Source organism: Sphingomonas sp. PAMC26645, assembly GCF_004795835.1.
Classification (GTDB): Bacteria; Pseudomonadota; Alphaproteobacteria; order Sphingomonadales; family Sphingomonadaceae; genus Sphingomonas.
Map to the genome: position 1 here is coordinate 2301288 of NZ_CP039249.1, position 20258 is coordinate 2321545.

The following is a 20258-nucleotide window of genomic DNA, read 5'->3' on the forward strand; positions in this document are numbered from 1 at the left end:
GTTCGCTGCCGCGACCGGATCGATATACTTGCGGATAGCGAGGACCGTCATGGCTCAGTGCGATAGCAACGTGCAGCGCCGGTCGCGCAGCAGCAGGTCGCGGGTGACGCCGCCGAACGCCCATTCGCGGATCCGGCTGTGACCATAGGCGCCCGCGACGACGAGGTCGGCCTCGACGTCGTTCGCGATGCCGGCGAGCGTGTCGATGCTGGTGCCCTTCATACGCGCGACGATCTTGTCCGCATCGACGTCGTGCCGTGCGAGCCAGGCGGTGACGTCGTCGATCGGTTTCCGCGCGTCGATCGCGTCGATCGTGACCTCGACGATCACGACGCGGTCGGCGGCGTGGAGCATCGGCAGCGCATCGCTGATCGCGCGGCGGCATTCGCGCGTATCGGTCCACGCGATCATGATCGTCGAGAAGGTCGCGGTGGCGGCGCCGTCGGGAACGACCAGCACCGGGCGGCCCGCGCGCAGGATCAGGTCGCCGGTGTCGGCGTGCGTCGCGAGGTCGGCAAACCCTGGACCTGCGCTGGTGATGACGAGATCGGCGGCGCGCGCGTTCTCCGCGACGACGTGCGCGATGTTGGCGAGCGTCGGGATCGATCGCCATTCGAGGACGTGTTTCGCGAGCCGTTCGTGCGCGTGGAACTCGGTCTTGGCGCGGGCGAGTTCGTCGGCGACGATATCGCGCTCGATCACCGCATATTCGCCGCCGAGATAGCCGTCGCACGTGCCGATCGGCACCGGCTGGCACGCGGCGATGCCGATCACCGCGGCGCCGTACTGATCGGCAAGCGTCGCGGCGACGTCGAGCAACGTCGCGTTAGCGCGGCCGCCGTCGAGATGCACCATCAGGGTCGAATAGGTCATGCGCGGTCTCCCTCTTTCACCAAGCTGTCGGCGTTCGGGCGGGTTCGGGAAACTATCGGGAACTACGCATAAGCACGGGCTGCGTAGTTCCCGACGCTGTCCCCGATCGGTGGCGCCGATAGGGTGCGGTCATCGGCTCGGGCCTCTCCGCGCTGTCCTCAGGAGCATGTCATGTCCCACGACGCCAGATTGCAGAAAGCCGTGCTCGCCGAACTCAACTGGGATCCGAGCGTCCCCGCCGGGCATATCGGCGTCACCGCGAACAACGGCGTCGTCACGCTGAGCGGCCACGCCGGCAGCTACGCCGCGAAATACGCCGCCGAACGCGCCGCCGCGCGGGTCGACGGCGTCAAGGCCGTCGCCGAGGCGATCGAGGTGCAGCTCGAGGATCGCTTCAAGCGGGGCGACGAGGCGATTGCCAGCGCGATCGTCGAGCGGCTGGCTTGGGACACGACCGTCCCGCACGACAGCATCAAGGCGCAGGTCGAGGACGGCTGGGTCAGCCTGCGCGGCGAAGTGCGCTGGCATTTCCAGAAGGATGCAGCGGAGGCGGCGGTGCGTCCGCTCGCGGGTGTCGTCGGCGTTATCAACCATGTCACGCTGAAACCGCGCGTCGACGTGACCGACGTCAGCAACGACATCCGGACGGCGCTGCACCGCTCGTGGTTCTTCGATGGCGACACGATCAAGGTGTCGGTCGACGGCGGCACCGTGCGGCTCACTGGCTCGGTCGACTCGCCGCATGACCGGATGGTCGCCGAGCGCACGGCCTGGGCGGCGCCCGGCGCGGTGAAAGTCGAGAACATGCTCGAAATCGCCTGACATGGGCGCGCTGTCGTCACACCGCGAACGCCACGTCGCCGATCGGATCGGTTGGCTGCGGGCGGCGGTGCTCGGCGCCAATGACGGGATCGTTTCGACCGCAAGCCTGATCATCGGCGTCGCCGCCGCGGGTGGTCAGGTCGGCGCGATTGTCATCGCGGGCACGGCCGGGCTGGTCGCGGGCGCGATGTCGATGGCAGCGGGCGAGTATGTCTCGGTCAGCGCGCAGGCGGATACCGAGACCGCCGAACTCGCGCGCGAACGACGCGAACTGGTCGAAGACCCGCACGGTGAACTGGCCGAACTCGCGGCGATCTACGTCGCGCGGGGGGTGGATGCTGCCACTGCCATGACGGTCGCGGCGCAACTGATGGCGAAGGACGCACTCGGTTCGCACGCACGCGACGAACTGGACATCACGCTTGGGACGCGGGCCAGGCCGGTCCAGGCGGCATTCGCGTCGGCGGCGAGCTTCACGGTCGGCGCCGCGCTGCCATTGCTGACCGTGTTCATCGTGCCGCTCGCGTTGCTGGTTTGGGCGGTGGCTGGCGGATCATTGGTGTTCCTCGCGCTGCTTGGCGCGGTCGGGGCGAAGACCGGTGGTGCGATCGTCTGGCGCGGCATGGTCCGCGTCACCTTCTGGGGTGCGTTCGCGATGGCCGCGACCGCCGCGATCGGGCGTCTGATCGGTGACGTGGTGTGATCCGCATCCGACCGATCGACTGACCTGACGATCCTTCCCCGGGCGGGAAAGGATTGCAATTCCGATGCGTAGTTTCCGATGGTGATGCGGGCGTGGCGAGATCGATAGCGTCCGGTCGACCACCCTGTTCGGCGACACCTCTTCGATCGGAATCCATCATGACGACGCGCCGCCTGACGTGCCGCCTCGCGCTCGCGCTGACGTTCGCCACGACGGCTTCGGCGCAGGTGCCGCCGGGCACCGATGGCCAAATCGAACGGCTCAAGCCCGGAGAATATCTCTGGGCGCCCGAGATCGCGCCCGCCGGCCCGGTCACGGTGGTCGTCAGCCTGGCCACGCAAAAGGCCTATGCCTATCGTAACGGCGTGCCGATCGGGGTCTCTACCGTGTCGACCGGCAGCGATGGTCATGCGACGCCGACCGGGGTCTTCACGGTGCTCCAGAAGGACGCGGATCACGTGTCGAACGTCTACAAGGATGCGCCGATGCCGTTCATGCAGCGGCTGACCTGGGGCGGGATCGCGATGCATGCGGGCAATCTGCCGGGCTATCCCGCATCGCACGGCTGTATCCGACTGCCGCCCGCGTTCGCAAAATTGCTGTTCGGGATCACCCGGCTCGGGATCACCGCCGTCATCACGCAGGATGCGCGCGTTCCGGTCGTCGCGTCGACGCCGGCCATCCTGACGGCCAGGCCAGCAACCGGGGAGGGCCGCTATGTCTGGAACCCGGCACTGTCCCCCAAGGGCCCGGTGTCGATCGTGGTCAGCGGGCGTGACCGGCGCATGGTCGTCCTGCGCAACGGCATCGAGATCGGATCGAGCGGCATCGCGGTCGACGTCCCGATCGACCGGACCTCGGCCTTCACGTTGCAATCGATCGATGCCGACGGCGAGCACTGGCTGCGCCTGCCGCTGCCGGGCGACCCGCAGACCGGCGAACTGAGTGCGCAAGACCGCGCCAAGGGTCACCTACCGGATGGCTTCCGCGCCGTGCTCGCGACCGTGATGACGCCCGGCACGACGCTGCTGGTGACGCGCGAGACGCTGGCCAGCGCCGGCACCGGCACCCCTGTGACGATCATCGAGGCGACCGGCCAGTGATCGCCGAGCGACCGATCGACAACGCGCGCGCTTCCGTGACGGCATGGCACGCGACGTCGATCGACCGTGTGGCGGCGTTGCTCGATACGGGACGCGGAGGGCCGAGCTTCAAGGCCGCAGCGGCGCGGCTGATCGTCGACGGTCCGAACGCGCTTGCGCCGCCGCCGGCGCCGTCGGTTCTGCTGCTGTTTGTGCGGCAGTTCAACAGTCCGCTGATATACCTGCTGATCGCGGCGGCGGCGGTCTCGCTTGGCCTCGGCCATCGCACCGATGCGGGGTTCATCGCGGTCGTCCTGCTCGTCAACGCGGCGATCGGCACGGTGCAGGAGAGCAAGGCGGCGAACAGTCTCGCAGCGCTCGGGCAGATGATCGGCCAGACCGCGATGGTCCGGCGCGACGATGCCGTATCGGTGATCGATGCCCGCGATATCGTCGTCGGCGACGTTATCGAGCTCGAAAGCGGCATGGCCGTCCCCGCTGACATCCGCCTGTCGTCGAGTAGTGCGCTCAGCGTCGACCAGTCGACCTTCTCCGGCGAGTCCGTCGCGGTCGTCAAGGACCACGCGGCGCTTGTCCCCGACCGGACGCCGCCGGGCGAGCGCGCGACGATGGCGCTGGCGGGGACGATGATCGAGCAGGGGCGCGGCGCTGGGATCGTCGTCGCGACCGGGGCGGACACCGCGCTCGGCGCGATCGACGCGTCGTTGCGGACAGCCAAGGCGACGCCGCCGCCGCTCGTCATCCGGCTTGACCGGTTGGCGCGGCAGATCAGCATCGCGACGATCGCGCTGATCATTCCGTTCGCGCTGGTCCTGCTGGCGCAGGGGCGTCCGGGCGACCAGATCCTGCTGCTCGCGGTGGCGCTGGCGGTGTCGGCGATCCCCGAAGGCCTGTCGATCGCGGTGACGGTGGCGTTGGCGGCGGGCACGCGGCGGATGGCGGCGCGCAACGTGATCGTCCGCTCGCTGCCCGCGGTCGAGGGGCTGGGTGCCTGCACGATCATTGCCAGCGACAAGACGGGGACGCTGACGCGGAACATATTGTCGGTGGAGAAGATACTGCTCGCCGAGGGACGGATTTTCGAACGGGCCGACTGGAATGCGGTCGCACTTGCTGAGATGCGCCGCGCCGCCGCGCTCTGCAACGAGGCATCGATCGGCACGGATGGCGCACCGGTCGGGGACTCGGTCGACGTCGCGCTGCTGCGGTTCGCGCGCGATGGCGGCGAGGATCTGGCCGCGCTCCATGCCGTCGTGCGGACTGCGGCGCTGCCGTACGAACCGGTCCGCAAATTCTCGACCGTCGCGATCTCGGAAGGGGCCGGCGTGCGGGTGTTCGCCAAGGGTGCGCCCGAAGTCATTCGACTTATGTGTCGTGCGATCGACTCCACCGCGCTCGCTACCGCCAGCATAATGGCCAGCGAAGGCTACCGCGTGATCGCCGTCGCCGCGTCGGACAGCCGGACGAAAACCGACCCGATGGCACCTGGCGACCTAGTGTTGCTCGGCTGGATCGGGCTCATCGACCCGGTCCGTCCCGAAGTCCCCGCCGCGATCGCGCGCTGTGCCGAGGCTGGGATCGGCGTGCGGATGGTCACCGGCGATCATCCGGGCACGGCGCTTACCATCGCGCGCGGGCTCGGGCTTGAGGTCGCGGCTGATCAAGTCGTTACCGGCGCGCAGATGACGGAGCTTGCAGAACAGCCTGAGCGGCTCGCGGCGCTCATCCTCGGCGGACGCGTGTTCGCGCGGATCGAACCGGTCCAGAAACTAGAGATCGTCCGCATCCTCGCTGACAGTGGCGAACTCGTCGCGGTCACCGGCGATGGCGTCAACGACGCGCCCGCGCTCCAGGCCGCGCATATCGGCGTGGCTATGGGCGTCGCGGGCACCGATGTCGCGCGCGGCGTGGCCGACCTGGTGCTCGCCGACGACAATTTCGCGTCGATCGTCGCAGGCGTCGAGGAAGGGCGCGTGACCTATGCCAATGTCCGGCGGATCGTCATCATCCTGCTCGCCACCGGGGTCGCCGAGATCGGGATGTTCATCGGCGCGGTGATGCTCGGCCTGCCGATGCCATTGACCGCCGTGCAGTTGCTGTGGCTCAACCTCGTCACCAACGGCGCGCAGGACGTGATGCTCGGTTTCGGCTGCGGCGAGGGCGACGAACTGCGCCAGCCGCCCCGTCCGCCAAGCGCGCCGATCCTCGATCGGAGTGCGATCGCGCTGATGATCCCGCCGGCGCTGTTGATGACCGGGCTCGCGCTCTATCTCGTCGCGGGCATGCACCGCGAGGCGCGCCCGCTCGCCGAAATCCAGAACGCGGTGCTGCTGATGACGGTGCTGTTCCAGAACGCCTATGTCCTGTGCATGCGCAGCGAGCGCCGCTCGATTTTCCGCGAGCCTGTGTTGTCGAACGCGTGGCTGCTGCTCGGCGTCTGCATCGCGCTTGCGTTGCAGATTACCGCAATGTTTTGGCCGCCGCTCGGCAGCGTGCTGGGGACAGCGCCCGTCTCGGCCGCGATATTGCGGTTCTGCCTCGCCGCCGTAGTCGGAACAATTCTGGTCACCGAAGCGACTAAACAGGCGGTCGCAGCCTGGCAGCGCCATCGATGACCGCCTTCATCCCGAAGATCGTCACAACGATGCGCGAAGGCTATTCGCTTGCCACGTTGCGCGCGGATGCGATCGCGGGTGCGACGGTCGCGGTCGTCGCGCTGCCCTTGGCGATGGCGCTGGGGATCGCCAGCGGCGCGTCGCCCGACAAGGGGCTTATCACCGCGATCGTCGCGGGCTTCCTCGTGTCCGCGCTGGGCGGATCGCGCGTCCAGATCGGCGGACCCACCGGCGCGTTCGTCGTCGTGGTGTTCACCGTCATTGCGCGGCACGGCTATGACGGCCTGGTCCTGGCGACGTTGCTGGCGGGCATCATCATGATCGTCGCGGGCTATGCGCGGCTCGGCGCGCTGATCCGGTTCATCCCCTACACCGTCGTCACCGGCTTCACGGCGGGCATCGCGGTGATCATCGCCTCAAGCCAGGTGCGTGATTTCCTCGGGCTCGACATGGCCGCGGTTCCGGCCGACTTCGTGCCGAAATGGCTGGCCTATGCTAAGGCGATCCGGACCGTCGATGCCCCGACCATCGCAGTCGGCATGGGCGCGCTGGCCGTCATCGTGATCCTCAAGCGCGTCGCACCGCGCGTGCCGGGGTTCCTCGTCGCGGTCGTGCTGGCCTCGATCGTCGTGGTCGCGAGTGGCGCGCACGTCGCGACGATCGGCTCGCGGTTTCCGGCGATGCCGAGCGGGATCGCGATGCCGGCGCTCCCGGTGTGGACGCTGGCGAAGCTCCAGGCGGTCCTGCCATCGGCGTTCACGATCGCGTTTCTCGCCGGCGTCGAGGCGCTGCTCTCCGCAGTCGTCGCGGACGGGATGATCGGATCGCGGCACCGGTCGAACCAGGAACTGGTCGCGCAGGGTGTCGCCAACATCGCCTCGGCGCTGTTCGGTGGGCTGCCCGCGACCGGTGCGATCGCGCGCACCGCGACCGCGATCAAGGCCGGCGCGCGGACCCCGGTGGCGGGCATGCTCCACGCTGTGTTCGTGCTGCTGTTCGTCATGTTCGGCGGACGGCTGATGGCGTTCGTGCCGATGGCGGCGCTGGGGGCGATCCTGTTCGTCGTCGCCTGGGGGATGAGCGAGCAGGAGCGCTTCGTCGGCCTGTTGCGGATGCCGAATAGCGACCGCGCGGTGTTGCTGCTGACGTTCGGCCTGACGGTGCTCGTCGACCTGACGGTGGCGATCGGCGTCGGCGTGACGCTCGCCGCCTTGCTGTTCATGGCGCGGATGAGCGAGACCGTCGCGATCACTGGCCCCGAGGACGATATACTAGCCGAGCGGGGCGCGCTGCCGGAGGGCGTCGAGATGTTCCGAATCGACGGGCCGTTCTTCTTCGGCGTCGCGGCCGGGTTGATGGACACCTATCGCCGGTTGGGCAGCGTGCCGCGCGTGCTGATCCTGCGACTGGAGCGCGTGCCTATGCTCGATGCGAGTGGTGTCGCGGCCATCGCCGAACTGCTGCGGCGAGCCGGGACCACACAAACCCGCGTGATCTTGTGCGGTATGGCCTCGCAACCGGCCGCCATGGTCGCCCGCGCTCGACTCGAGCCGATAGTCAGCACCGCGACCTATGTTGAGGCATTGGAGATGTCGGCGTCAGGCTGACAGAGTCATCCGCAGCATCAACGAAGCCGGATCGCCCGGGCAGGTGGATGCGATCCAGCCGCGTTCGCGTTCCAGCTCGATCGCCTGATGGTTGTCGCGGCTCTCGATCGACTCGAGCGTCGCTATCCCCTTCGCGCGGGCGAACGCCGCGACATGATCAAGCAGCGTCCAGCTGATCCCGCGGCGTTTGAAGTCGGTGCGGATCGCGATGGCGACCTCGGCGCGGGTAAGGCTATCGTCCGCAGCCAGCATTGCGGTCGCGACGATCCCTTTCGTGGCGGGATCGAAGGCGAGGAAATTCTCGGTATGTTCGTGATCGACCGTGACCAGCGCGCGGAGCTGGTCGTGGCCGACCTTATGGATTGCGCTGAGGAACCGGAACCGGAGGTCTTCCTTGTCGACATGTTCGAAGAACTCCCCGAGTTCGGGTTCGTCGGCGAGCGACGCGGGGCGGACGTGGAAGACATAGCCGTCGCGCGTCGTCATGTTGGCGCTCCACGACACGGCCGAGAGTGCATGCGCGACGCCTGCACGTTCGCTGACGAGTTCGACCATCGTGTTGTCCTTTGCGATTGCCCGCCGCGACAGCGATGCACCTCGGTCTACCGACAAAGTCGATGTTCCTTCAGCGTCGGGAAACACGTAGTTTCCGACGCTACCGACACAATTGGCGGAGGCTAGGCTGGCTTCGAAGGGCGATCTCCGCCCGCGAGGAGGCCGCATGACGATCGATATCCAGCGGATGCAGGATCTCGCGCACGAGATCGTCCGGCTTCAGGGCGAACTCGACCGCGAGATCGAAAGCCGTCGGCGCGCGCTCGGCGTCGAACTGACCGGCCGCATCGTCGGGTTCGAACACGGCGTGCTCGATGCGCAACGGCGGTTGAAAGTATCGGTGCTGCGCTTCGTCGCGCGTTCCGATCTGGTCTCGATCGTGACTGCGCCGGTGATCTACTCGCTGATCGTGCCGCTGCTGATCGTCGATGCGTGGGTGAGCCTGTACCAGGCGATCTGTTTCCGTGCGTACGGGATCGCGCGGGTTCGACGCGGCGACTACATCATGTTCGACCGCGCGCATCTGGCCTATCTGAACCGGATCGAGGCGCTGAATTGCGCCTTCTGCTCCTACGCCAACGGGCTGGTCGGGTTCGTCCGCGAAGTCAGCAGCCGGACCGAGCAATATTGGTGCCCGATCAAGCACGCGCTCCGCGTCAGCGATCCGCTCCACCGCTACTACGAGTTCCTCGAATATGGTGACGCAGACGGCTATCGCTCACGATTGACGCAGTTTCGCGACCGCCTTCGCGAGCCGGAGGCAGCGGAACGACCGGCTTGATTGACCGCCGTCAATGTCATGCGCGGGAGGACGTGTCATCAAGGCTCAGGGAGAGCCTCGATGATCGAGCATGACGAGTTTGCCACGCGCGTCGTACCGTTCTCCGTGCGCCGGCATTTCATCCGCGAACTCGACCTGGAACCACTACTGGCCGCTCATGCCAGGCTTCGGGACATGTGCAATCGGCTGGAGGAATACGCCGATGCATTGCCCGGTCGATTGCCCAGTGCTGACGCCGATGCGATCTGCTGCGACCTGCGCGTCGTTGTGGTCAGTCACGCGCGGGATGAGACTGCGGTGATCGATGCGCTGTTCACGCGGTCGATAGGCGATCCGCTCACGGCTGCAGTGATGAGGCGCGTGCGGGCGCGCCATATCAGCGATGCGATCCAGGCTGACGACATACTTGCCGCCTTGTCCGGCGTTTCGACACCGTGTGCGGAAGCGTTCGGCTATATGTTGCGGAGTTTCTTCGATGGGGCCCGGCAGGCGATGGACTTCACGCAACTCGCGATCCTGACACTTGGCGCAGGGCGGCTGACGCAGGGCTCGCGCGACATGCTCGTGCGTGGGCTTGGCGAGCGAAACGCGATTTAGGCCGCCTCGGCGCGGCCTTGTAGCGCATCCGGGTCCGAGATCGTGACCGCGCGGCCGCCAGGCAGGGCAATCACGCCGGCGGTTTTGAGCCGAGTCATCTGGCGGCTGACGGTCTCGATCGTCAGCCCGAGCACGTCGGCGATCTGTCCGCGCGTGAGCGGAAGGTCGAACGTCATCGGCGCGTCCGGCGTCGCGCGGCATCCCGTCGCATCGGCGCGCAATGCCATGTCGAGCAGGAAGCCGGCGATCTTCTCCTGCGCGGATTTGCGAGCGAGCGACAATATCCGCGTGCGGGCAACACCGAGTGCGGCCAGCGTCCGTTGCAACAATAGCCGCTCCATCCGTACATGATCTTCCAGCACGCGTTCGAACGCGTCGCGCGGGAAGATGCACAGTTCCGACTCGGTCAGCGCGGTGATCGTGAAGTCGGCTTGCCCCGCATAGGGTTGCCCTACGAAATCGGCGGGATACAGCAGCCCGACGATCTGCTCGCGACCATCGGGCGTCGCCGCCACCAGCTTGAGCACGCCCGACAACAGGTTCGCGCAAATGATGCTCTCGTCGCCTGCCCAGATCAGCGTCTGGCCGCGCGCAATCGTGCGACGGCGGCCGAGCGTATTCAGTGCGCTCAACTCGACGTCGCTGAGGCTGCTGCATAAGGCTTGGTCGCGTACGGCGCAGTCCGCGCAGATGTCGTGGTGAGCCATTGATCGAGTATAGTATGAAGGCCCGCGATATCCGCGCGAATTCTTTACGCGACCGTTACGAGTTTGCAGGCGCGTCCGCATCGTCTTCGATCGGCAGATGAAACTCGTGCCAGATGCCGTTGAGGATGCCGAAGCCGACCGCGAGGCCGAGGCCGAGCACCCAGGTAAAATACCACATGATCAGATATCCTTAGCGTTCGTGGTCAATAGAAATCGGGGTTGGTCGCGACATCTTGCGTCGTCACGCGGCCGAACATCACCTTGTACGCCCAGGCGGTGTAGGCGACGACGATCGGCAACAGCACGACGGTGACGAACAGCATGATGCCGAGCGTCTTGGCGCTCGACGATGCATTCCAGACGGTGAGGCTGGAGTGCGAGTCGATGCTGGACGGCAGGATGAAAGGGAACATCGACAGCCCGACGGTCGCGATGATGTCGATCGCCGAGGCTGACGATCCCGCAAACGCCGCGCTTTCCGATCCACGCCGGATACCGAACAATGCGAGCGCTGCGCCGCCGAAGCCGAGCATTGGGGCGATCATCATCCACGGGTACAGGCCGTAATTGGCGAGCCAACCGCCGCGCACCAGTTCGCTGGTGGTGCGCAAGGGATTGGAGGGGCCGGAGGGATCGATCGCGCCGACTATGCGGTAGCCGATGTCGCCATAGGCGACGAACGCCCAGCCGGCTGCGAACAGCGCGAGCGACGCAAGGCCCGCGATCGTACCGAACTTGCGCGCGCGATCGTGCACCGGGCCATGCTCGACCTTGATCGCCAGCCAGGCGCTGCCGTGCAGCACCAGCATCGCGACCGACAACAGCCCGCACAACAGCGTGAACGGCGTGAACAGTCCGAGGAAGCTGCCGTCGAAGAACGCGCGCAGGTCGCTGTCGAGCCGGAACGGCGCGCCCGACAGGACATTGCCGACCGCCACGCCGAACACGAGCGCAGGGACGAACCCGCCGACGAACAACGCCCAGTCCCAGCGCGAGCGCCATGCCGCGTCGGGCCGCTTAGAGCGGTATTTGAACCCGACCGGGCGCAGGATCAGCGCCGCCAGGACGAGGAACATTGCGAGGTAGAAGCCCGAGAAGCTGATCGCGTAGACGAACGGCCAAGCCGCGAAGATCGCCGCACCGCCGACGATGAACCATACCTGGTTGCCTTCCCAGGTCGGCCCGATCGCGTTGATCACCATGCGCCGCTCGGCATCGGTGCGTCCCACGAACGGCAGCAGCGCCGCGACGCCGAGATCGAAGCCGTCGGTCAGCGCGAACCCGATCAGCAGCGTGCCGAGCAACACCCACCAGATGAGACGCAGCGTTTCATAATCGAACATCGTCGTGTCTCCTGTCAGGCGGTTATGGCGGCGGCGGGGATCGGGCCGGGCGCGGGCTGTGGATCCTCGTCGTGCTCGAATGGTCCCTTGCGGATCGTCGCGAGGATCAGCCGCACCTCGATCACCGCAAGCGTGCCATAGATCGCGGTGAAGCCGATGATCGTCGTCCACAGCACCCCGCGGGTCAGCGACGACGCAGCCAGGAAGGTCGGCAGCACGCCCTCGATCGCCCAGGGCTGGCGACCGATCTCGGCCAGCATCCAGCCAAGCTCGATCGCGATCCACGGCAGCGGGATCGCGATGACGGCGAGCTTCAGGAACCAGCGCGTCTGGGTATGCATCCTGAGCGAGGTCAGCACGAACGCGGTGCCGAACAGGGCGATCATGAAGAAGCCGATGACCGCCATGATCCGGAAGCTCCAGAACATCAGCGGCACGTTCGGCACCACGTCCCATGCGGTCGCCGCGATCAGCTGCGGGCTTGCCATGCGCGGATCGGCGACGTGGCGTTTCAGCAGCAGCGCATAGCCGAGATCGCGCTTGTGCGCCTCGAACCGCGCGCGCTGCGCGAGGTCGGTGCGGTCGATCTTAAGGTGCTGGACAGCATTATAGGCGATAACGCCCGAGGTGATCCGCTCCTGTGCCTTCAGCACCAGTTCGGACATCCCCGTCACCTCCTTGTCGAGGCTGCGCGTCGCGATCAGGCCGAGCACCCAGGGCACCTGCACCTCGTAGCGGGTCTCGCGTAAGGCGACATCGGGCAACCCGAACAGCGTCAGTCCGGCGGGGGCAGGGGCGGTGTGCCAGGCTGCCTCGATCGCGGCGAGCTTCATCTTCTGGTTGTCGGTGAGCGCGTAACCGCTCTCGTCGCCGAGCACGACGACCGAGAGCGAGCCGGCGAGACCGAACGCGGCGGCGACCGTCATCGAACGGCGCGCGACCGCGGTGTAGCGGCCCTTGAGCAGCCAGAAGGCGGAGATGCCGAGCACGACGACTGAGGCGCAGACATAGCCCGCGCTGACGGTGTGGACGAACTTCGCCTGCGCGATCGGGTTGAAAAGCACCGCGCCGAAATCGCTGACTTCCATCCGCATCGTGTCGGCGTTGAACTCCGCGCCGGTCGGGTTCTGCATCCAGCCGTTGGCGACCAGGATCCACAGCGCCGACAAATTGGTGCCGAGCGCGACCATGCACGTGACGGTCAGATGGCCGAGCTTCGACAGGCGCTCCCAGCCGAAGAACATAAGCCCGACGAACGTCGCCTCGAGGAAGAACGCCATCAGCCCCTCGATCGCGAGCGGCGCGCCGAAGATGTCGCCGACATAATGCGAGAAATACGACCAGTTGGTGCCGAACTGGAATTCCATCGTCAGCCCGGTGGCGACGCCGAGCACGAAGTTGATCGCGAAGATCCGCCCCCAGAACCGCGTGATGACGCGCCAGATAGGCCGGTTCGTCATGACGTACACGGCCTCCATGATGACCAGCATCATCGACAGCCCGAGCGTCAGCGGCACGAACAGGAAATGGTACAAGGCGGTCAGCGCGAATTGCAGCCGCGACAGATCGATGACCCCAAGGTCCATGGTGAAGCTCCCCACAGGGCCGTCGACGGGCCTGTCTGGGGGATGGGCTAGGCGCGAGCGACGGCGCGAACATTGACCGCGGTCAAAGACGCGCGCGGCCGCTCCGTCGATTGCGGTGGTATGAGCAGTATCGCCAAAGACCGAACGCTGGCGTCACAAGCCTATCTGAGGGCTGCCGTCGCGGATGGCGGCGGGGTGCGGGTTTCGACGAGCCTGCTGTTGCTCGACACCGTCGCGGCGATCGGGTTCGCCGTAGGGCTGGCGGGTGGGGTCGTCGCGGTGCCCGAAGGCGTCGCGGTGATGGCGCCGTGGGCTTTGCTGGCGAGCGTCTCGGCGATAGCGCGCGGTGCGTTTGCGATGCTAGCGACGCGCGTTGGCGCAAGTGGTGCGTACCGGGCGAAGACGCGGTTGCGGCAGCGTATCGTCGACGCGGCGCTGCACCGCGCGCCGGGTTCGGAGGCGACGACCGGCACGCTGATGAGCGCCGCGATTGACGAGGTCGATGCGATCGACGGCTATGTGTCGCGCTTCCTGCCCGCGCGGATGGCGGCGTCGATCGCGCCGCTGATCGTGCTCGGCGCGACCGCTGTCGCCAGCCCGATCGCGGCCGCCATCCTCGTGGCGACGTTCTTTCCGTTCCTGGCCGCGATGATCCTGGCGGGCGGCGCCGCTGCGGATGTGTCACGCCGCCAGTTCATCGCGCTCGCCCGGTTGTCGGAGCTTTTCGCGGATCGGATCGGTGCGCTGCCGATCGTGCTGGCCTTTCGAGCGGAGGGGCGCGAGGCTGCTGCGCTCGGCGACGTCGCGGAGGATCTGGCACGGCGGACGATGCGCGTGCTGCGCGTCGCGTTCCTGTCGTCGGGTGCGCTGGAATTCTTCGCCGCGCTGTCGGTCGCGCTGGTCGCGGTCTATGCCGGGTTCAACCTGCTGGGCTTGCTCCCGTTTCCAGTGCCCGAAAAGCTCGACCTTGGCCGAGCGTTCTTCGTGCTGGCGCTCGCTCCCGAATTCTACGCGCCGATGCGCCGATTGGCGGCGGCCTACCACGATCGACAAGCGGCGGAGACGGCGGCGGAGCGGCTGGCGGCAGTCGAGCAGGCCAAGGCCGCGCCGTCGTCGGTCGTGCCCGTTTGGTCCAACACGGTGCCAAAGATCCGCTTCGAGTCCGTCTCGATCCGCTATGACGGCCAAGATCGCGCGGCGGTATCTGAAGTCTCGTTCGAGGCTTACCCCGGCATGATCGTCGCGCTGGTCGGCCCCTCCGGTAGCGGCAAGAGTAGCTTGTTGCAATTGCTCCTGAGCTTAGCGCCTTTGTCCGGGGGGCGCGTGTTGATCGGCGATGACGACCTCGCTGAGATCGGCAGCATCGCGCCGATCGCCGCGTGGATGGGGCAGTCGCCGCTAATCCTGCCCGGGACGATCGGCTCGAACATCGCACTCGCCGACCCAACCGCATCGCCCGAGCGGATCGCGGAGGTCGCACGGACCGCGGGGCTATCACCGATGCTGCTCGCACGCGGAGGATTGGCCGCGGTGATCGATGCACGTGGTAGTGGGCTCTCGGGGGGAGAACGGCGCAGGATCGCACTCGCCCGCGCGTTGTTGAAGCCGGCGCCAGTGCTGTTGCTCGACGAGCCGACTGCTCATCTGGACGCCGAGTCCGAGGCGCGCCTGATCGAGGCGATCGCGCGCGCCTGCACCGGGCGCACCACGATCATCGCAACGCACAGTGCAGGGCTGGCTGCGATCGCCGATCTCGTCATCGAGCTCGGAGAGCAGGCATGACCGCGTTCGACGTCCTCATCGCAAACGAACGCCGGCGGCAGCGACGCGGTCTGTGGCGCGCGAGCGGCTATGCCGCGATCGTCGCGATAGCCTCGGTCGTGCTGCTTGGCCTGTCGGGCTGGTTCATCACCGCTGCGGCGCTCGCCGGAGTGGCCGGGCCGATCGCCGCGCAGGGCTTCAATTACATGCTGCCGAGCGCGGGTATACGCCTGCTCGCGATCCTCCGCACCGCCGGGCGCTACGGCGAGCGGCTGGCCAGCCACGACGCCGCGTTCAACGCACTCACCCGCATCCGCCCCGCGTTGTTCCTCGGTCTCGCGCGCGGCCCCGCAGAACACGCGCTGGCGCTGACCCAGGGCGAGGCGACCGCCCGCATCGTCCAGGATGTGAATGTCGTCGAGGCGCAGTTCGTCCGGCTCTCCGCCATGCCCGGCATGATCGCGGCGCTCGCGAGCGGCCTGCTGTTGTGTGCCTTGGGAGGGTGGCGGCCGGCGTCGGCGCTCGTGCTGTGCCTCGTCGGTGTGCTGGCGGTTGCAAGCGTCCTGGCCCGCCGCCTCGGAGCACCGGGGCGCGAGGTGCAGCGTGCGACCGGGGCGCTCAAGAACGCCTTTGCCGGTGTTGCCGATGCTGCGGCCGAACTCCGCTGCTATGGCGTCGAGGCGCAGGCGATGGAGGCCGTCGATGCGTGCAGCTTGCGCCTCGCGGAAGCGCAACGCGCGCAGGCCGGCGTGGCCGGCTGGTTCGAGTTCATCCAGGCGGTCGCCCTCGGCGTGGCAGGCGTTTCGGCGCTGATCCTCGCTGCACCCGCGGGCGCACCGATCGCGGCGCTGTGCGCGCTGGCGGCGGTCATGGCGATCGACGGTGCCGGACCGGTGTTGCGCAACCTGGCCCAGCGAAGCGCCGTGCGCGAGGCCACAGCGCGGCTCGACGATCTGCTGCACTCCGAGATAACGGAGGACGAGCCGACAGCGTGCCTTGGCGCCGCGCGATCGCTAGATCTGCTCGGAACGCACCTCACTATGGGCATCCGCGTCGCGCTGGTCGGGGCATCGGGGACGGGCAAGACCACGCTCGTGGAAAGTCTGCTCGGCCTGCGTGCCGCGAACCCGGGCACCGCCTTCATCGACGGCAAGGATATCGTCGACGTCCCGCTCGCCGTCCGTCGCGCGACGTTCGGCTGGGCACCGCAGGACGCCGCTTTGCTGGCTGGGACGATCCGCGACACCCTCGCGCTCGGCGACGCGCAGGCCGATAATGCCGCAATGTGGGCGGTGCTGGCCGACGCTGCGCTGACCGACGTGATCGAAGCCCTGCCCAACGGTCTCGACACCTGGATCGGAGAACACGGCGTGCGCCTGTCGGGTGGCGAGCGCCGGCGGCTTGCGCTCGCCCGCGCCTATCTCGTCCGCGCGCCGTGGCTATTGCTCGACGAACCTACCGAAGGGCTCGACTCTGACACGGAACGCCATGTCGCCGAACGCCTGTCCGCCCGGCTCGGCAGGACAGGGCAGGGGCTCGTGATGGTCAGCCACCGTCCGGCGATGGTCGCGCTGTGCGATCGGCAACTCGCGGTCGCTCCGGCGTCGAACTCGATCGTCGCGCTACCCACGGATACCGTACCGCAACCGCGTCGGTATAGCCGAGATTGAAGACCGTCGGACTCTTCGCCGGCCGTTCGACCCGGCGATAGAGCGTCCCGAACACGCGGTCCCAAGCGAAATTCGTGATCCCGAAATTGCCCGTCTCGTCGTGGAAATGATGCTCCATATGACGCGCCTTCATCGTCGCCAGCCACTTGACCCGCGGCTTGTACGAAAGATGCTGGATGCAGTGGAAGAACTCGTAGACGCAGGTGCACAGCAGCCCGGTCGCGAACCCCGCCGCCGCGCCTCCGGTCCCGCCGATCAGCCACCCCGGCACCGCAGCGACCACCAGCAGCGTCGGCACCGTCGTGTAGAGCGCGCCGAACAGTACCTCGAGATGATTGGGGTCGCGGTGATGATCGTAATGGATCCGCTTCCAGGTGCCCGCGAGCAGCGGCGTCTTGAACATCCACAGCGAGTGCAGCACCCAGCGGTGCAGCCCGTACCAGATCAGCGGATACGCGAGCACGACCAGCGCGATCGTCGCGACGGTCGTCACCACGTCCGCCGGGCGCCAAACGAAAACGCCGACCGATACTGCGATTAGGGCCATATAAGCCAGGATGGCGTGATGCTGGAGATACGCGACCGCCAATTCGCGCAACGTCATCCGGTCGAGGTGATGCGAGCGCCGCCAGAACGGCTCCGCTCGCTCAGGCCCTTCGGTCGTCACAGCCGAATGCCGAGCCCGATGCCGAACACCAGCGGATCGAGGCTTATCGCGACCCGCTGCGTGCCGGTCGCCGTGGTCCGCAGCCGCGCGGTCGTGTCGATGTCGATATATTTTACGTCGAGGTTCAGGAACACTTTCGGCGTGATGTCGATATCGACGCCGGCCTGTGCCGCCCATCCGAAGCTGTCCTTCATGCGGACGTCGGTCGGTCCCACGGCTGCGACGAGACCGTCAGACGCCTTCTCGTTCCAGAAGATCGTGTAGTTCACGCCGGCACCGACATAGGGGCGGATCTTGCCGGTCGGGTTCAAATGATATTGCGCGGTCAGCGTCGGCGGCAAGACCCAGGTCGAGGCGAGCTTCCCGATCGAGCCGGTCGTGCCGGTACGGCCGTCGGCGTGATGCTTGGTGGTCGACGCGATCAGTTCGAAGCCGATGTGATCGGTCGCCATGTAGGTGACGTCGACCTCGGGCATGAAGCTGTCGTTCACCCTGACATGCTCGCCGGGAAACGAGGGCAGCACGCTGCCGGACTTCTCGTTCGGCGCGACCAGGATCGTCCGCACGCGCAGCAGCACGTCGCCGGCGGCAATGCCCTGGCGCGGTGCCGCGTCGGTCTGCGCCAGGGCAGGGGCGGCCACGGCCATACCCGCACAGGCCGCACCGATAGCTAGGCTCTTGATCGACACTTTCATGGTCCGGCTCCTGTAATCCAATGCCGTCGAGCTACGCGCGCGGCGCGGCGCGGGCGTTGATCGCGAACAAGGATCGGGTTGACCGCGGTCAAAGACGTCACGCCGGCCGCCGCCCATTTCGCGGCCATGTGGACCTATCGTCCAGAACTGCTCGCGGTGCGGTGCCGCGCTACACCAGCTATCCGACCGCCGCGGAGTTCACCGACGCCGTCCGCCCCGCGGACATACACGCCGCGCTGACGGGAATCGCCAAGGATGAAACCGTCTCGCTCTACGTGCACATCCCCTATTGCCGGCAGATTTGCTGGTATTGCGGGTGCAGCACCTGCGCGGCATGGCGTTAAATGGTCCGGAGACGAGGCCGGTCAGCACATCGGGGGCGCTACATGGTACTGGAAAGCGTGACGAATTAAGCGATGACCCCGCCGTCACGTTGTCGTTCATTGTCGCGTGATCGACCCGGCCATGCCGGAAGATCAAAGCGGCTACGCCGCTGGAGCTACACCACGCGGTGGGACAGGATCGTCATTTTAAGAACGCAACGTTGGGCGAGACGATTGTACCGCCTGTCGGGTGGAACCAAGTTCAACAGCGACCAAACCGGGCCTCGTAACCAACTTGTAGAACTCGACATTTCGCCGCGCTGACGGGCGATGTAGTCGTTTGTGGCAAACGCCAACAGTCCGACATCCTCGCTACCAGTTCAGCCTCCGGGCCACACTCGTCGTACGGATATATCGTTAAACTGGTTTGACGGCGAAACGTGCGGTGAGGCTCCGCCTTAAGAAGCCCGATGTTACCGGATTTCTGCAATGCCTATTCGGGAACCGTTGATTGCACTGATCAAGACGAAGGCGCCATGCAGTCCTCCTCTATTCAATCCTGTGGTCTGAGGCATTTTTCGTAACACAAGCTTCATGTTTGATCGTTACGGCAACAAAATGAAACTACCTTCGTCGCCTCGAGCGATGCCGCCAGTTCAGCGCTGGCATGATCGTCTGGACGCTCTGATCGCTTGGTCGACCGCGCTTTCGGTCGCCCAGGCACGCACCGTGACCGCTGCAGCCGTCGTAGTCGCAGGACTTGCCGATTTTGCGACCGGCGATGCCTTATGGTTCGGCCCGATCTACCTGCTGATCATCTGCGTGCCCGCGTGGACCCTGGGCTGGCGCGAGGCTGCGCTGACCAGCGCCACGTGCGTGGCGGTATCGCTCGCCGCGAACGGACTGGAGGCTTATCCCCTTGGTCGCACTGCGATCGCCTGGAACATGGCGATGCGGATCTTGGCGGTGACGATCATCATCGTTTTGATGTCCGGCACGCGCCGCTCGCACGACCGCGAATGGAACCGCGCGCGGAGTGATCCCTTGACCGGGCTCGTCAACGAGCAGGCCTTTTACGACAATGCCACGGCGGCCGCGAAGGGTCAGCAGTGGGGGATACTCGCCTATGTCGACCTCGACGGTTTCAAGCAAATCAACGACCGCCACGGTCATGCCGCGGGGGACGAGGCGCTACAGGCCTTCGCCAGCGGGGTGCGCGACTTGATCCGATCGGACGACGTGTTCGCCCGCATCGGGGGCGACGAATTTTTGTTGTTTCTGCCGGTCGACAGCGAAGCCGAAGGCTATGAGCTTGCCACCACGCTGCATCTGCGGATGAACTGCCTGCAGACGACGTTCGCGCTGGGCTGCAGCATCGGCGCCCTGGTGTTGGACCTGAGCGAAACCGCGATCCGCAAGGACCATGTCAGCCTTGCCGACCGGCTGATGTACGAAGCCAAGAACGAAGGAGGCGCCATCTGGATTCGTACTGCCGGTGTGCCGGAAGATGGCGGCTGGACGGGCCCGGGAGCGCCTCTCGACCACCGAGAGGTCTTCGGCGTTATCCCTGCTCCCAGCGCCCTGCACTGAGGTGGCGGAAGTGGACGCGTGATGACCGCAACTGGGCATGGCCGGACGCCGTAGGGTACTTACCGATAGCCTACGGATTGTGCTTACGGCGATGACCTGTTCCGATTTCGCCCGTTGTCACGCGTCCGACCGCGGCATTCATGAATGCTAAAAGCCCGTAATTATTTACAACGCCTTTACCATATGCGCGAATATACGAAACTGACCCGCAATTCGTTATGATCGCTCGCATATGAAGCGCATGATTAGCGGACGTGAAT

At 66.5% G+C, this 20258-nt stretch carries 18 protein-coding genes and 1 pseudogene; 11 read left to right on the top strand and 8 right to left on the bottom strand.

Annotated features, from left to right (window positions below; genetic code table 11):
• Nucleotides 1-54: 54 nt before the first annotated feature.
• Nucleotides 55-873 (bottom strand): universal stress protein, encoded by an 819-nt coding sequence (locus tag E5673_RS10835; protein WP_136190007.1) that lies wholly within the window; start codon nucleotides 871-873, stop codon nucleotides 55-57.
• 171 nt (nucleotides 874-1044) lie between these two features.
• On the opposite strand from E5673_RS10835, the gene E5673_RS10840 reads away from it, so the two are divergent.
• The 5 genes from E5673_RS10840 to E5673_RS10860 all read left to right on the top strand — a co-directional run bounded on the left by E5673_RS10840 (nucleotide 1045) and on the right by E5673_RS10860 (nucleotide 7723).
• Nucleotides 1045-1695, top strand: coding sequence for a BON domain-containing protein (locus E5673_RS10840; protein WP_136190008.1), 651 nt, complete (start codon nucleotides 1045-1047; stop codon nucleotides 1693-1695).
• Between the two features lies 1 nt (nucleotide 1696).
• Nucleotides 1697-2398, top strand: coding sequence for a VIT family protein (locus E5673_RS10845; protein ID WP_136190009.1), 702 nt, complete (start codon nucleotides 1697-1699; stop codon nucleotides 2396-2398).
• 158 nt (nucleotides 2399-2556) lie between these two features.
• On the top strand, nucleotides 2557-3501 hold the full coding sequence (locus E5673_RS10850; RefSeq protein ID WP_136190010.1) for a L,D-transpeptidase: 945 nt from the start codon (nucleotides 2557-2559) through the stop codon (nucleotides 3499-3501).
• Nucleotides 3498-6116, top strand: coding sequence for an HAD-IC family P-type ATPase (locus E5673_RS10855; protein WP_136190011.1), 2619 nt, complete (start codon nucleotides 3498-3500; stop codon nucleotides 6114-6116). Before E5673_RS10850 ends, E5673_RS10855 begins: the two co-directional genes overlap by 4 nt.
• Entirely contained in the window at nucleotides 6113-7723 is a 1611-nt protein-coding gene (locus E5673_RS10860; RefSeq protein WP_136190012.1) for a SulP family inorganic anion transporter, read from the top strand. The genes E5673_RS10855 and E5673_RS10860 overlap by 4 nt, the downstream gene beginning before the upstream one ends.
• On the opposite strand, the gene E5673_RS10865 is transcribed toward E5673_RS10860, so the two are convergent.
• A complete protein-coding gene (locus E5673_RS10865) occupies nucleotides 7715-8335 on the bottom strand; it encodes a GNAT family N-acetyltransferase (RefSeq protein WP_247599332.1) in 621 nt (206 codons plus the stop codon). The two genes, E5673_RS10860 and E5673_RS10865, sit on opposite strands and share 9 nt — an antisense overlap.
• A 109-nt stretch (nucleotides 8336-8444) precedes the next feature.
• Between E5673_RS10865 and E5673_RS10870 the strand changes: the two genes are divergently transcribed.
• Together E5673_RS10870 and E5673_RS10875 are read left to right on the top strand one after the other, a co-directional pair.
• Nucleotides 8445-9059: a hypothetical protein gene (locus E5673_RS10870; protein WP_210731725.1), complete on the top strand. Its 615-nt coding sequence runs from the start codon at nucleotides 8445-8447 to the stop codon at nucleotides 9057-9059.
• Nucleotides 9060-9119: 60 nt separating this feature from the next.
• Nucleotides 9120-9656 (top strand): hemerythrin domain-containing protein, encoded by a 537-nt coding sequence (locus E5673_RS10875; RefSeq protein ID WP_168711606.1) that lies wholly within the window; start codon nucleotides 9120-9122, stop codon nucleotides 9654-9656.
• On the opposite strand, the gene E5673_RS10880 is transcribed toward E5673_RS10875, so the two are convergent.
• Genes E5673_RS10880 through E5673_RS10895 form a run of 4 tightly spaced genes read right to left on the bottom strand, consistent with a single transcriptional unit; the run spans nucleotide 9653 to nucleotide 13292 of the window.
• The gene (locus tag E5673_RS10880; protein ID WP_136190014.1) at nucleotides 9653-10363 is read right to left on the bottom strand and encodes a Crp/Fnr family transcriptional regulator; all 711 of its coding nucleotides are present in this window, start codon (nucleotides 10361-10363) and stop codon (nucleotides 9653-9655) included. The genes E5673_RS10875 and E5673_RS10880 overlap by 4 nt on opposite strands.
• 55 nt (nucleotides 10364-10418) lie before the next feature.
• Nucleotides 10419-10541 carry a cytochrome bd-I oxidase subunit CydX gene (cydX, locus tag E5673_RS10885; RefSeq protein WP_082470763.1) on the bottom strand — a complete coding sequence of 41 codons (123 nt, stop codon included), beginning with the start codon at nucleotides 10539-10541 and terminating at the stop codon, nucleotides 10419-10421.
• A 25-nt stretch (nucleotides 10542-10566) separates the two neighbouring features.
• Nucleotides 10567-11706, bottom strand: coding sequence for a cytochrome d ubiquinol oxidase subunit II (gene cydB / locus E5673_RS10890; protein ID WP_136190015.1), 1140 nt, complete (start codon nucleotides 11704-11706; stop codon nucleotides 10567-10569).
• 14 nt (nucleotides 11707-11720) lie between these two features.
• Nucleotides 11721-13292: a cytochrome ubiquinol oxidase subunit I gene (locus E5673_RS10895; protein ID WP_136190016.1), complete on the bottom strand. Its 1572-nt coding sequence runs from the start codon at nucleotides 13290-13292 to the stop codon at nucleotides 11721-11723.
• Nucleotides 13293-13412: 120 nt separating this feature from the next.
• Here E5673_RS10895 and cydD point away from each other — a divergent pair, with 120 nt between their 5' ends.
• Nucleotides 13413-15074, top strand: coding sequence for a thiol reductant ABC exporter subunit CydD (gene cydD / locus E5673_RS10900; protein WP_136190017.1), 1662 nt, complete (start codon nucleotides 13413-13415; stop codon nucleotides 15072-15074).
• A 1019-nt stretch (nucleotides 15075-16093) separates the two neighbouring features.
• Nucleotides 16094-16501, top strand: a pseudogene (locus E5673_RS20020) (ABC transporter ATP-binding protein); the annotation flags it as partial.
• Nucleotides 16502-16598: 97 nt separating this feature from the next.
• On the opposite strand, the gene E5673_RS10910 reads toward E5673_RS20020, so the two are convergent.
• The gene (locus E5673_RS10910; RefSeq protein WP_136191457.1) at nucleotides 16599-17327 is read right to left on the bottom strand and encodes a sterol desaturase family protein; all 729 of its coding nucleotides are present in this window, start codon (nucleotides 17325-17327) and stop codon (nucleotides 16599-16601) included.
• Between the two features lie 59 nt (nucleotides 17328-17386).
• Nucleotides 17387-18079, bottom strand: a complete 693-nt coding sequence (locus tag E5673_RS10915) for an OmpW family outer membrane protein (RefSeq protein WP_247599673.1) — start codon at nucleotides 18077-18079, stop codon at nucleotides 17387-17389.
• A 26-nt stretch (nucleotides 18080-18105) separates the two neighbouring features.
• On the opposite strand from E5673_RS10915, the gene E5673_RS20230 reads away from it, so the two are divergent.
• Together E5673_RS20230 and E5673_RS20165 are read left to right on the top strand one after the other, a co-directional pair.
• A complete protein-coding gene (locus tag E5673_RS20230) occupies nucleotides 18106-18429 on the top strand; it encodes a hypothetical protein (RefSeq protein ID WP_136190018.1) in 324 nt (107 codons plus the stop codon).
• Between the two features lie 573 nt (nucleotides 18430-19002).
• Nucleotides 19003-19998: a GGDEF domain-containing protein gene (locus tag E5673_RS20165; protein ID WP_136190019.1), complete on the top strand. Its 996-nt coding sequence runs from the start codon at nucleotides 19003-19005 to the stop codon at nucleotides 19996-19998.
• The last annotated feature ends 260 nt before the right edge of the window (nucleotides 19999-20258 follow it).